At 63.4% G+C, this 13,334-nt stretch carries 11 protein-coding genes; 7 read left to right on the top strand and 4 right to left on the bottom strand.

The annotated features are described in order from the left end of the window. Positions 1-42: 42 nt before the first annotated feature. From BWP39_RS25215 to BWP39_RS25200, 4 genes are all read left to right on the top strand, one after another. Positions 43-834, top strand: coding sequence for a class II aldolase/adducin family protein (locus BWP39_RS25215; protein WP_096726162.1), 792 nt, complete (start codon positions 43-45; stop codon positions 832-834). A gap of 47 nt (positions 835-881) precedes the next feature. Continuing rightward, on the top strand, positions 882-1,817 hold the full coding sequence (locus tag BWP39_RS25210) for a 2-hydroxyacid dehydrogenase (RefSeq protein WP_096724988.1): 936 nt from the start codon (positions 882-884) through the stop codon (positions 1,815-1,817). A 118-nt stretch (positions 1,818-1,935) separates the two neighbouring features. Then, the gene (locus tag BWP39_RS25205) at positions 1,936-3,453 is read left to right on the top strand and encodes a sugar ABC transporter ATP-binding protein (protein ID WP_096724987.1); all 1,518 of its coding nucleotides are present in this window, start codon (positions 1,936-1,938) and stop codon (positions 3,451-3,453) included. Positions 3,454-3,581: 128 nt separating this feature from the next. Then, positions 3,582-4,538, top strand: a complete 957-nt coding sequence (locus BWP39_RS25200; protein WP_235851510.1) for an ABC transporter permease — start codon at positions 3,582-3,584, stop codon at positions 4,536-4,538. A gap of 3 nt (positions 4,539-4,541) precedes the next feature. Here BWP39_RS25200 and BWP39_RS25195 read toward each other — a convergent pair whose 3' ends face one another. From BWP39_RS25195 to BWP39_RS25180, 4 genes are read right to left on the bottom strand one after another with little or no spacing between them, the layout of a single operon-like run. Continuing rightward, complete coding sequence (locus BWP39_RS25195; RefSeq protein WP_096724985.1) at positions 4,542-5,501, bottom strand: ABC transporter permease; 960 nt, start codon at positions 5,499-5,501, stop codon at positions 4,542-4,544. Next, entirely contained in the window at positions 5,494-6,525 is a 1,032-nt protein-coding gene (locus BWP39_RS25190) for an ABC transporter permease (RefSeq protein WP_096724984.1), read from the bottom strand. The genes BWP39_RS25195 and BWP39_RS25190 overlap by 8 nt, the downstream gene beginning before the upstream one ends. Next, complete coding sequence (locus BWP39_RS25185; RefSeq protein WP_096724983.1) at positions 6,522-8,087, bottom strand: sugar ABC transporter ATP-binding protein; 1,566 nt, start codon at positions 8,085-8,087, stop codon at positions 6,522-6,524. The genes BWP39_RS25190 and BWP39_RS25185 overlap by 4 nt, the downstream gene beginning before the upstream one ends. Beyond that, positions 8,088-9,092: a sugar ABC transporter substrate-binding protein gene (locus tag BWP39_RS25180; RefSeq protein WP_096724982.1), complete on the bottom strand. Its 1,005-nt coding sequence runs from the start codon at positions 9,090-9,092 to the stop codon at positions 8,088-8,090. Positions 9,093-9,372: 280 nt separating this feature from the next. Between BWP39_RS25180 and BWP39_RS25175 the strand changes: the two genes are divergently transcribed. The 3 genes from BWP39_RS25175 to BWP39_RS25165 are packed head-to-tail and all read left to right on the top strand — an operon-like array spanning position 9,373 to position 13,271. Then, complete coding sequence (locus BWP39_RS25175) at positions 9,373-10,614, top strand: SfnB family sulfur acquisition oxidoreductase (RefSeq protein WP_096724981.1); 1,242 nt, start codon at positions 9,373-9,375, stop codon at positions 10,612-10,614. A 4-nt stretch (positions 10,615-10,618) separates the two neighbouring features. After that, positions 10,619-11,839, top strand: coding sequence for an SfnB family sulfur acquisition oxidoreductase (locus BWP39_RS25170; protein WP_096724980.1), 1,221 nt, complete (start codon positions 10,619-10,621; stop codon positions 11,837-11,839). A gap of 52 nt (positions 11,840-11,891) precedes the next feature. Then, the gene (locus BWP39_RS25165; protein ID WP_096724979.1) at positions 11,892-13,271 is read left to right on the top strand and encodes an LLM class flavin-dependent oxidoreductase; all 1,380 of its coding nucleotides are present in this window, start codon (positions 11,892-11,894) and stop codon (positions 13,269-13,271) included. Positions 13,272-13,334 lie beyond the last annotated feature (63 nt).

The following is a 13,334-nucleotide window of genomic DNA, read 5'->3' as shown; positions in this document are numbered from 1 at the left end:
GTCACGTTCCACGTTGAAACACCATCCATGGAGACATCGTTCATGAGCGCCACGCTCGCGGCCTCCGCCGCACATCGCTACAGCAGCGAAGAATGGGCTGTTCGCTGCGATCTGGCCGCGTTATACCGGCTTGTCGCGCATTTCCGGATGACCGATCTGATCGACACGCACATCACGGCGCGCGTGCCCGGCCCCGAGCATCATTTCCTGATCAATCGTTACGGCGTGCTGTTCCATGAAATGCGTGCGTCGGATCTGGTGAAGATCGACAGCACCGGGCGCGTCGTCGAACCCGATGCGGACGACGAGCAAAACGCCGCGCGCTATCGCGTCAATGCCGCGGGCTTCACGATTCACTCTGCCGTGCATATGGCACGCGAGGACCTGCACTTCGTCGTGCACACGCATACGTCGGCCGGTTCGGCCGTGTCCGCGCAGAAGCAGGGCTTGCTGCCGATCAGCCAGCACGCGCTGAAGTTCTATGGGCACCTTGCCTATCACGACTACGAAGGCATCGCGCTCGATCTTGGCGAACGCGAACGGTTGATCGCGGACCTTGGCACGCACAACGCGATGATCCTGCGCAATCATGGGTTGCTGGCCGGTGGTGCATCGGCGGGCACGGCGTTTCACGAGATCTATTTTCTCGAGCGTGCCTGCCAGATCCAGGTGCAGGCGCTGGCGGGCGGCGCGGAACTGAATCCGGTACCGGAGGCGGTGCGCAAGCTGACCGCTGCGCAGTTCCATAGTGACAAGGCGGACGGCATCATCGATCTTGCGTGGGAAGCGGCGTTGCGGTTGATCGATGATTCCAGTTCTGACTATCGCAGTTGAACCGCACATCTTCGATCTCTGTCCTTGACGATGACCTCGCACCACCGATGACGCACCTCCTGTTACTCGCCGACAACTTCGACATGTCGCCGCTCACCGGTCCACTGACCGAGCGGCTTCAGCCACACGCGCCGAACCTGCGCATCTGCCTGCCCGGCGATCCCGGCGCGGACGCGGCAGAAATCGCAGTGTGCTGGAACCCACCCGCCGGCGCGCTCGCGACGCTGCCGCAACTGCGGCTCGTGCACAGCATCGCGGCGGGCGTCGACAACATCCTCAGCGATCCGACCTTGCCCGACGTCCCGCTGTGCCGTGTCGTCGATCCCGCGCACGCGCAGGGCATGACCGAGTTCGTGATGTGGGGCGCGCTGCATTTTCACCGGCACTTCGACGCGGTGCTGGCGAACCAGTCGAAGGCAATCTGGCGGCGCCCGAGACAGATCGACGCGGCGCGACGCCGGATCGGTGTGATGGGGCTCGGTACGCTCGGCGCGCGCGTGGCTACCGAGTTGCATCGCTTCGGATTCGATGTTCGAGGCTGGTCGCGCGAACGCAAGAACTTGCCTGGCATCACGACGTTCGGTGCGGATCAATTCACCGAGTTTTGCTCGGACCTGGACCTCGCGGTGTGTCTGCTGCCGCTTACAGAACAAACGCGCGGCATCCTAGGGCGCGCGACCTTCGATGCGTTGCCGCGCGGCGCACGGTTGATCCACGCAGGCCGCGGCGAACATGTAGTGCGCGGGGACCTTCTGGCTGCACTCGAGAGCGGGCAACTCGGCGGCGCAATCGTCGATGTGTTCGACACCGAACCGCTGCCGCCCGACGACGCTTACTGGCGCGCGCCGAATCTGATTGTGACGCCGCATATGGCGTCAGTGGCGAGCTTCGAATGTATCGGTGAACAGGTCGCGTATAACGTGCAGCAGCTGTTGAGCGGCGGCGCGTTGCGGCATGTGGTGGATCGCGAGCGCGGATACTGAACCGTTGTATCCGCTTCCGCGGGATTTCTGCCTGATAACCATGTGAATAGCGCTTCGTTGACCTGGCCGACGCGCACGGCTAGCATGATTGGTCGTCTTCCGACCGTGCTAGCTTCCGATGCCTTCTCCCGTTCTCACTGTTTCCGCCGTATCGAAGCGCTTCGGCGCGACGGTCGCGCTCGAACACGTCGATCTGTCGATCGGTGCCGGCGAGATCGTCGCGCTAATGGGCGCGAACGGCGCGGGCAAGTCGACGCTCGTGAAGATATTGAGCGGTGTATATCGTGCCGACGTGGGCACGTTGTCGCTCGCGGGGCATCCGTTTGCGCCTGAATCTACGCAGGCTGCGAAGCGGCTTGGTGTTGCGACCGTGCATCAGTCGATTGCCGATGCGGTCGTGCCGTCGCTGTCGATTGCGGACAATCTGCTGCTCGATCGCCTGTGCGATGGCGCTGGGCCGTGGCGCGCTACGCCTGCTGCGCGTCGGCGTAGTGCCGCGCCGCTGGCCGCGCGCGTCGGGTTGGACGTCGATCTGGCTGCACCACTTGCGACGTTGCCGCTCGCTGCCCAGCAACTCGTGACGCTCGCTCGCGCGCTTGCCGCGCAGCCCGCGTTACTGATTCTCGATGAACCGACTGCAAGCCTCTCCGCGCCGGAAGCAGAGAGGTTGTTCGCGTTGCTCGACACGTTGCGCGCGGAAGGCGTTGCAATCCTGCTCGTGTCGCACCGGCTTGGCGATCTGCGTCGACTTGCCGATCGTGTGGCGATCGTTCGCGATGGTCGCATCGTTGCCGATCTGCGGCCGCCGATCGATTTCGATGCAGCGGTCGAGACGATGATCGGTCGGCCGTTGCGCAGCCATCTTGTGCGGGGGTCCGATTCCGTCGATACGTCGCCACGCGCAATCGATGCGGCACGTGCGGGGTCAGCGGGCTTTCACGCGGAGCGTGTGCAACTGACGCAGCATTCGATTCCCTTCGATCTCGACGTGCGCCGCGGTGAGATCGTCGCGATTGCGGGGCCTGTGGGTGGCGGCAAATCGCGGTTGGCACGTGCGATCTTCGGAGCGAGCCGGCTGGTCGCGGGCCGCATGTCGCTCGACGGTGCGCCGTGGCAACCGCGCTCGCCCGCCGACGCAATTCGTGCGGGCGTGTTTCTCGCCGGCGAGGACCGCTGGCGTACGTCGCTGTTCGCGGACAGCGTGTCGTTTGCATCGATAGCAGGCACGATCAGCTTTCCGTTTCTACCGCGCTGGTTTCCGCGCGGTCGCGTGCAACGTGCAGTCGAAGCGCGTGCCGCCTCCGACGCGATCGAACGCTTCGGCATTCGCTGCACCGGTCCCGACGATCGCCTGACGAAGCTCTCCGGCGGTAACCAGCAGAAAGTCGTGCTCGCACGCTGGCACGCACAGCCTGCGCGGCTACTGTTGCTCGATGAGCCGTTCCAGGGCGTCGATGCGGGTGCACGGGCCGATATCGTCGATACGTTGCGCGCGCAGGCTAACGAGCGTGCGACCCTCGTCTTCGTCAGCGATCTCGAAGAAGCGTTCGAGATTGCGGATCGCGTCGTGCGCTTCGATCGCGGCACGATCGACCACATCTCTTCTTTCGAACCCGAACTTTCCCCATTGTCATGAAGACCGGCTTACCACGCGTTTCTGAAACGCATTCGGACCACGACTCCGTTCCGGTCGATGCTGTTCCTGCGCAGATTCCTGTAGCGCGATCGAAGCTCGCGTGGCGTGAATACCTCGAACGCAGCGGCATGTTGATCGTGCTCGCGCTACTGGTCGTCGTGTTCACCGTGAAGGAGCCCGCCTTCCTCAATGTCGACAACCTGTTCAGCATTCTGCAGGCCGTGTCGATCGTTGCGCTGCTCGGTATCGGCGTGACGATTACGCTGGCTGCGGGCGGTTTCGATCTGTCGGTGGGCAGCGTGGCGGCGTCTGCGCAGATGGCGGCGAGCTATGTGCTGATCGTCTGGCACGGCAACGCGCTGGCGGCGGTCGTCGCGTGCGTGGTGCTCGGCGCGGCCGCGGGTCTCTTCAATGGATTGTTGATCACGCGCCTGCGCGTACCCGATCAGCTTGCAACGCTCGGCACGCTGTTCCTGCTCGCTGGACTGCAACTGATTCCGACCGGCGGTCGTTCGCTAGCGACCGGCACGGTGCTGCCGGATGGCACCGAAACGACCGGCACATTCCCCGACGCGTTTCTCGCGCTCGGCCGGCTGCGTCTGTTCGACGTGGTGCCAGTGCCGGTTGTGTTGCTCGCCGTGTTGACGGTGATTGCGTGCATCGTGATGGAGACGACGCGCTGGGGCCGCGTGATCTATGCGATCGGTGGCAATGAAACGGCGGCGCGGCTTGCAGGTGCGCCGACTGCGCGCTACCGGATCGCGGCGTATGTCGCATCGGGCGTGATCGCGTCGCTTGGCGGTGTGCTGATTGCGGCACGCGTGGGGCGCGGCGACGTGAGCGCCGGTCATTCGATGTTGCTCGATGCCGTGGCGGCAGCGCTGGTCGGCTACGCTGTTTGGGGTGCGAAACGGCCCAATGTGTTTGGTACGGTGGTCGGCGCGGTATTCGTCGGTGTGCTGCTAAACGGCTTGACGATGCTGAATGCGCCGTACTACATGCAGGATTTCATCAAAGGTGTGTTGCTGGTTGGGGCGCTGGCTTTCACGTTTAGCGTGGGGCGCGATACGACGCAGCGGACGTAGGCATCATGCATATCGCCCATGCCGCTGCGCAAAACTCACCGCGAGCACCGCGAAAATCAGCGCACCAGTCGCAACCTGCTGCCAGTAAAAATTCCAGCCGATCAACAGCAGCCCGTTCGCGACGAGACTCAGCAGCAACACGCCGAGCAGCGTACCGGCGACACCCGGACGGCGCGTCGGCGACAGCGTCGTACCGATGAAGGTCGCACCGATCGCATTCAGTAGATAGGCGTTGCCCGCTTGCGGCACATACGCCTTCACCGTCGACGACAGCAGCAACCCAACCACACCATAGATCAACGCACTCGCAACAAAGATCGCGCCACCTAACGCCGCTACTGGCAGGCCGGAATAGCGCGCGACGCCCGGTTGCGAGCCGAGCGCCACGATCTGCCGGCCGAACACCGAATGCGCGAGCGTGACATGCACCGCGAGTGCTAGGACGATCACGATCCACAGCGGCACCGGCAAACCAGCGAACGTGCCATGCGCGAGCACGCTAAACAGCGGCGGCAGCGCGATGTTCAGCAGATAGACGGGCTGACCGCCATCGGTGGCGAGTTGCTGCACGGTCTGTCCGATGAACAGCGTACCCAGCGTCGCAAGAAACGGCGCGATGCCAAGCCGCGCGATCAGCACGCCGTTGAACGCGCCGACCAGCAACGCCGCGCCGAGACCACCGAGCGCAGCCGGCAGCACGCCGACGTGATGCGCGCTGAGCAGCACGAACACCAGACTCGCGACATCGATCGATGTACCCAGCGACAGATCGATCGCACCGAGCGACAACGCGAGCGTCATGCCGAGCGCGGCGATGGCGAGCAGCGCGAAGTTGTTCAGCAGCACATCAGCGAGATTGTCGACACGCGCGAAACCGGGCGCATAGATTGCGAAGAAGACGATCACGGCGGCGAGTGCGCCGACCAGCGCAAAACGCTGCAGACGCGCGAGTGTGTCAATCATGTGCATCGCTCCCGGCATGACGCCGCCGCACGAGTGCAGTGGTTGCGACGACGAACAGGATCAGCGCGCCTTCGACGCCGTTGACCCAATAGCTCGACACGTTGTCGAGTTGAAAGCCGTTGCCGATCATGCCGATGAACAGCACCGCCAGCAGCGTGCCAGGAATAGTCGGCACGAGTCGTCGTGAGAACACGGCACCGAGCAACGCTGCGGCGACGACGGCAAGCAGATTCTCACCTGCGCCGGGCGCGCTGCCACTCAGCAGCGACGATGAAACCAGTGCGGCAAGGGCCGCCGCGAGACCGCCCAATACATAGCTGGCCGCGACATAACCGTTCGTGCGTAGACCCGCGGCGCGCGCGGCGTCGCGATGAGCGCCGGTTGCATGCAGCCGCAAACCGAACGGTGTGTAGTGGATCAGCACCGTGAACACCGCTGAGATGACGACGAGTGCGTAGGCGACAAGCGGAATATCGAACGGGCCGTTATCGAGGAGGAACTCGAGCAGCGGGCTTGCTGCAGGCACGGACGTGTTCTGCGTCAACACCAGCTCGAAGCCGGCGCAGAGGTTCATCGTGGTTAGCGTCGCGAGCAGCGGATAGATCCGCAGTACCACTACCGCGAATGCATTGAGTGCGCCAACGCTCGCGCCGGCGGCGAATGTGAGCAGTAACGCCGCAACGGGGCTCGCACCGTCGCGCAGCGCGACCGCATAGACCGCGGCACATAAACCAAGATTGGCCGCCACCGACAGATCGAGCCCACCGCGGATCGGGTCCGCTCCACCGCCGATCAGCACGACCGTCAAGCCAAGCGCGAGTATTCCGACCACGGCCGACTGCTGGAACACATTGGCCAGATTGGCGAGCGTTAGAAACAGCGGCGAACTCAGTGCGAAACCGGCGAACACCGCGGCGAACGCGAGCGCCGCGCCGCTGCGCAACCACCATTGCGGATCGCCGAAACGGATCGAGGATGCGGGCAAACGTTCGCGCGTACCCGCGGCATCGAGCACCTTGCTCATGCGGCAAGCTCCTCGTCAGTCGATGTGGTCCGCGCGCCCGCAGCCCACGCGAGCACCTGGCGGCTATCGGCATCGCGCGAGACCAGTTCGCGCACAAGCTGGCCGCGCGCCATCACGAGCACGCGGTCGGTGATATCGAGTAGTTCGATCAGATCGCTGGAAAACAGCAGGACAGCCGCGCCTTCGCGTGCAAGCCGATCGAGCAGCCGGTAGATTTCTGCCTTCGCACCGACGTCGACACCGACTGTCGGTTCGTCGAGCAGATACACGACAGACGCACGTGTCGAGCCGCGGCTGAGCCACTTCGCGAGCGCAACCTTCTGCTGATTACCACCCGACAGCGTGCGTACCGGCGCCTCGATGCCCGACGTGCGCACTGCAAGCGTTTCGATCAGTTGCTGCACCGCCTGCGTTTCACGACGCCGCGCGAGCCAGCCGAACCGGCTAAACCGCGCGAGGCTCGCGAGGGTTGTGTTTTCGCGCACCGAGAGCGCCGGCGCGACGCCATGTGCGCGACGGTCTTCCGGAACGAAGGCAATGCCCGCGCGCACCGCATCGAGCGGCCGTCGCAGCCGCACCTCACGACCGTCGATCTCGATGCTGCCGCGCACACCGCGCTCCAGACCGAACAGACTGCGCACGACGTTCTTGCCGCCCGAGCCAAGCAAACCAGTCACACCGACGATCTCGCCACGCCGCAGGTCGAATGACACATCGTCGAAGCGTTGCGGTGCGGCGAGACCGCGCACGCGCAGCACGACATCGCCGGGTGGACGAGTCGTGGTTGCAGCGCGCGCCGAGGGCAGCGTACCGATCATCGCGGCGACCAGTGCATCGGCGGGGGTAGTGCGCGCATCGACGTGCTCGACGTCGACGCCATCGCGCAGCACGGTGACGCGATCGCAAACCGAGGTGATCTCGTTCAGATAGTGCGACACGTACAGGATCGTCAGGCCGCGGTCGCGCAGACGGCGAATCGTGTCGAGCAGCCGGTCGACTTCTCGACTGACGAGCGCCGCGGTCGGTTCGTCGAATACCAGAATGCGCGGCTCGCGGATTAGCGCACGCGTGATCTGCACGATCTGCTGTTCCGCGACACTCAAGTCACCGATCAACCGGCGTGGGTCGATCTCGACACCGAAGTGCGCAAGCAGCGCAGCACGTGCATCGCGCCGCATCCGGCGCGGCACGAGCAGGCGCAGTGTGCCTGCGGCACGCGGCCCGATCGCGCGTTCATCACCGAGCAGCAATGCTTCGGCGACCGTGAAGGTCGGCGGCAGCAAGCGCTCCTGATGAATGAAGCCGAGCGCCGCGTGACGATCGCGGTGAGTCGTCGCCGCCGGTTGCTCGATGCCATCGATAGAAAGCGTGCCCGAATCGGCGGTGTGTATGCCTGCAAGAATCTTGATCAACGTCGACTTGCCCGCGCCGTTCTGACCGATCAGTCCGTGCACGGTGCCGCGCGCGACTTCGAGCGATGCACCGCGTAACGCAGGCACACCGTCGAAGTGTTTGACGATATCGCGCAGGGCAAGCGCGGGCGGATGATGCGTGTCCGTCATTTACTTCGCGCCGAGCTGGCCGAGCGTTTGCTGCGCGGTGCTCGCGTTGTCCTTGGTGACGAGCAGCGACGGTACGTACGTGTACGGCGCCAGCGTGTGGTCGCCGGCCAGATAGCGCGCGACGTTATCGATGGCGGTTTTGCCGATCAGCGCTGGCTGCTGTGCGACGACTGCCGCCGCGCTCGACTTCGGGTCCTTCACGAGCGTCACGACGTCGGGACTGCCATCCACCGCATAGGTCTTGATCTCGCTGCGATTGGCGGCGTCAACGGCCTGGGTTGCGCCGACCTGCGGCACATCCCATGCGGCCCAGATCGCGGCGATCTGTCCTTTCGGATATTTGGCGAGCAACTGGCTGACCTGCGCATAGGCGCTTTGCACGGTGTTCGGAATCACATCGCGCAGTTCGGGCTGGAGGATATGCACCTTCGGATAAAACTTCAGCACTTCCTTCAACTGGTCATAGCGGATCGCGCAGACCGGCACGCCATAGAAACCGTTGAAGACGAGGATATTGCCTTCGCCGTGAATGTCATTGACGAGCTTCAGCGCAAGTTGCTCACCGATGAAGAAATTGTCCGAGGTCGTGACGTTCAGGCTGGACGGCGACGCGGTATCGATGGTGAAGAGCGGGATGCCGGCCTGGCGGATTTTCTGCAGCCACGGTTCGAGTACCGATGCGGTGCCGAGCTGCTCGACGATCGCATCCGGCTTCTGTGCGATCAGCGTCTGGATCTGCGCGATCTGCCGGTTGTCGTTGCGGCCGGCGTCGAGTGCGATCGGTGTACCGCCGAGTCGTTTCACTTCATCCACTGCGCCTTGATACGCCTTCAGATCCCAGTAGTGATCGGTACCGGCCACGGTGATGCCAATGCGTTTTCCCTTTAGCGACGGGATCGCAGCATCGCTGCCTTGTGCCTGAACGGCATGTGGCGCGACGGCGGTGAAAAAAGCAAACAGAGCGGCAGCAGCAAGCGAGGCAAGGGGAATGTGCGAGCGTGTCATGTCGAAAGAAACGAAAGGCGGTCGAACGCAACGCGCGTCGGAACCCGGAAAAAGGGAAAGGAGAAAGGCAGCGGAAGCTGCCAGCCTCGCCGACTCTAATGCAACTCACATCGCTGCTGAAACATCGATTCGGACTATCGATATGACGGCCGCGGCGTAGTCATTGATGCCGCGTGGATCTGCTTGCCAGCCGAAGGAATATTCATTGCCGAAACCCTCGGTTTGCGCGCGACAGCCCCGCTGATAGATTGTGCGCACAGTCACTACAGCGGAGATTTGTATGGCCGAGCTCGACCCAACGGCTTTGTCGCAACCGGCGCAAGCCGATACGCAACACACGGCGCGTGTGATTGCAGACGATGCCGACGCTATAGCAGCGGCGCACGCGTTAGCGCAGCGACTCGCCAAAGAAGCTGCCGTGCGCGACCGCGAACGTCGGTTGCCGCACGAAGAAATCGAATGGTTTTCGCAATCGGGGTTGTGGGCGATCACCGTGCCGAAGGCATATGGCGGTGCGGGCGTGTCGTTTGTGACGCTGACCGAAGTCGTGAAGATCATTGCAGCAGCCGATCCGTCGCTCGGACAGTTGCCGCAGAATCACTATGGGCTGGTCGACGTGATTTCGTTGACGGGCACCGACGAGCAGAAACGCTATTTCTTCGGTGAGATCCTGAGCGGTAAGCGCTTCGGCAACGGCTTCTCGGAGAAGGGCACGAAGCACGTGCTCGATCTGAAGACCCGTGTGCGGCGTGACGGCGACGACTACGTGGTGGACGGGACGAAGTTCTATTCGACCGGTGCGCTGTTTGCGCATTACGTGCCGGTGCTCGGACTCGACGACGATCGTAAGGGCTGGCTCGCTTACATTCCGAAGGGTACGCCGGGGTTGATCGTGATCGACGACTGGACGGGCTTCGGCCAGCGCACTACGGCAAGCGGCACGGTCGTGCTCGATAGCGTGCGTGTGCCCGCTTCGAACGTGTTTCCCGCACATCGCGTGTCGGACTTTCCGACGCTGAACGGGCCGATCTCGCAGATCATCCAGGCGGCGATCGATGCCGGCATTGCACACGCTGCGATCGAAGACACGCTGACATTCGTGCGCACGCGCTCGCGGCCGTGGATCGACAGCGGCGTGGAACGCGCAGCCGACGACCCGCTGACCGTGCGCGAAATCGGCCATCTGCACATCCAGCTTCATGCGGCCGATGCATTGCTCGAACGCGCCGCGCGTACGCTCGATGCGATTGCCGCGCAACCCGAGGTCAGCGAAGACGACGTCGCGCGCGCTTCGGTGGCGGTCGGCGAAGCGAAGGTGCTGACCACCGAGATCGCCTTGCTTGCGAGCGAAAAGCTGTTCGAACTGGCCGGCACGCAATCGACGTTGAGCGAACACAATCTCGACCGTCACTGGCGCAATGCGCGCACGCATACGCTGCATGACCCGGTGCGCTGGAAGTATCACCTCGTCGGCAACTACTATCTGAACGGCGTCAAACCGGCGCGTCATCCGTGGAATTGACGTCATGAGTGCATTGCCAGATTCGGTGTCGTCCGTTAGACGCGTTGCGACGCGCATCGAGAGCGACCAGCAGGCGCTCGATATCGCCCATGCGCTCGCGCCCGCATTCGCCGAAGGTGCGGCCGAACGCGATCGCGATCGCCGGTTGCCGTTCGATGAAATCGAAGCGTATTCGGCGAGCGGGTTGTGGGGCATCACGGTGCCGCGCGAATTCGGCGGCGCGCAGGTATCGTATGCAACGCTCGCGGAAGTCACGGCGATCATCTCCGCCGCCGACCCCGCGCTCGGTCAGATTCCGCAGAACCATTTCTTCATGCTCGACGTGCTGCGTGTGAACGGCACACGCGAGCAGCAGGCGTTCTACTTCGAACGTGCGCTGGCGGGCGACCGGTTCGGCAATGCGTTGTCCGAACGCGGCACGAAGACGGTGCGCGACTATCGAACCACGCTCACGCCGGATGGTGCAGGTTTCCGGCTTAACGGCACGAAGTTCTACTCGACCGGTGCGCTGTTTGCGCAGTGGATTCCAGTGGTCGCGAAAGCGGCCGACGATACGCTGTACGTCGCGTTCACGGCAGCAGACACACCGGGCCTGACGGTTATCGACGACTGGTCGAGCTTCGGACAGCGCACCACGGGCAGCGGCTCGACGGTGCTCGACGATGTGTACGTGGATGCCGCGGCGGTGGTGCCGTACAGCGCCGCGTTCGATGCGCGTCCGACCACGGTCGGCCCGCTCGGACAGTTGATCCATGCGGCCGTCGATCTCGGCATCGCCCGCGCGGCGTTGGCCGACGCGCGGCGCTTCGTGCGCGAGCGCTCTCGACCGTGGGTCGACAGCGGTGTAGAGCGCGCTAGCGATGACCCGCTGACGCTCGAACTATTCGGCAAGCTCGCGCTGCAACTGGATGCAGCGGATGCGCTGCTCGAACGCGCGGGCCGCAGCGTCGATGCAGCGGCCGCACAGTCCAATGAGCGCACGGTGGCGGCTGCATCGATTGCGGTGGCCAAGGCGCGCGCCGCGACCACCGAGATCGCGCTGCAGGCTTCGACGCGACTGCTCGAACTGGCCGGCACACAATCGACGTTGCGCGAACACAACCTCGATCGTCACTGGCGCAACGCGCGCACACATACGCTGCACGATCCGGTGCGCTGGAAATACATCGCGGTCGGTAACTACTATCTGAACGACGTGCTGCCGCCACGTCACGGCGCGTTGTAACGCGCTGCATTTTCGTTCCGCATTTTGTTTGCTTTACTCCAGGATTTCGACGATGACGAGACAGATCCGCCTCAACGCATTCGACATGAACTGCGTCGGGCATCAATCGCCGGGCTTGTGGGCGCATCCACGCGATACGTCGTGGCGCTATAAGCACCTCGACTACTGGACCGACCTCGCGAAGCTGCTCGAGCGCGGCAAGTTCGATGGGTTGTTTATCGCCGACGTGCTCGGTATCTACGACGTGTACCAGGGCAACGGCGGGGCAGCGATCCGCCAGGCCGCGCAGGTGCCCGTCAACGATCCGGTGCTGCTTGTCTCTGCGATGGCGAACGTGACCGAACACCTTGGCTTTGGCGTGACGTGTTCGCTTTCGTACGAACATCCTTATCCCTTCGCGCGACGCATGTCGACGCTCGATCACCTGACCAACGGGCGGGTCGGCTGGAACATCGTCACGTCGTATCTGGACAGCGCGGCGCGCAATGTCGGTTTGCCGAGCCAGGCGAATCACGACGAACGCTATGCACTCGCCGAAGAGTATCTGGAGGTCTGCTACAAGCTGTGGGAATCGTCGTGGGAAGACGATGCGGTGGTGCGCGATGCGGCTCGGCATGTATTCACCGAGCCATCTAAGGTGCATCCGATCGCTCATCGCGGCACGTACTTCGACGTGCCCGGCATCCATCTATGCGAACCGTCGCCGCAGCGCACACCGGTTCTCTATCAGGCCGGTGCATCGAAACGCGGTAAAGACTTCGCGGCACAGCACGCGGAATGCATCTTCATCGCCGCGCCGTCACGCACGATCCTGAAGAATTTCGTCGCCGATATTCGTGCGCGCGTGAAGTCGTTCGGTCGCGATCCGCATGATGTGCTGATCTTCAATCTGCATACGGTGATTACCGGCAACACCGCGGCTGAAGCACACGCGAAGCATGCCGACTATCGCCGTTATGCAAGCGACGAAGGCGCGCTTGCGTTGATGTCCGGCTGGACCGGTATTGATCTGTCGAAGTATGGGCTCGACGAGCCGCTGCGGCATATCGAAAGCAATGCGGTGCAGTCGGCGGTGGAGGCGCTGTCGAGCGCTGACCCGACGCGTGTGTGGACCGTACGCGAGATTGCGAAGTGGGGCGGTATAGGCGGATTGGGGCCGCTGTCGGTGGGCGATCCGCGCGAAATCGCCGATGAGCTGCAATCGTGGGTTGACGAGACGGACGTCGACGGTTTCAATCTTGCGTATGCGCTGACGCACGAAACATTCAGCGATTTCGTCGATCTGGTGGTGCCGGAATTGCAACGGCGTGGCGTTTACAAGACCGACTATGCAGAGGGGACGCTGCGTGAAAAACTGCACGGCGGCGGCGCGCGGCTTAGCGGGCCGCATCCGGGCGCGAGCTATCGTGCGGCGCATGCGGCACATGAATGAAGATTTTCATCGCTTCGCTCGTTCATCTAGATGAACTTCACAGGCCGTTTGCATCGGCCAGAC

The sequence above is a fragment of the Paraburkholderia acidicola genome (genome assembly GCF_002362315.1).
In the GTDB taxonomy this organism is placed as follows: Bacteria; Pseudomonadota; Gammaproteobacteria; order Burkholderiales; family Burkholderiaceae; genus Paraburkholderia; species Paraburkholderia acidicola.
This window is presented reverse-complemented; position numbering and strand designations above follow the sequence as displayed.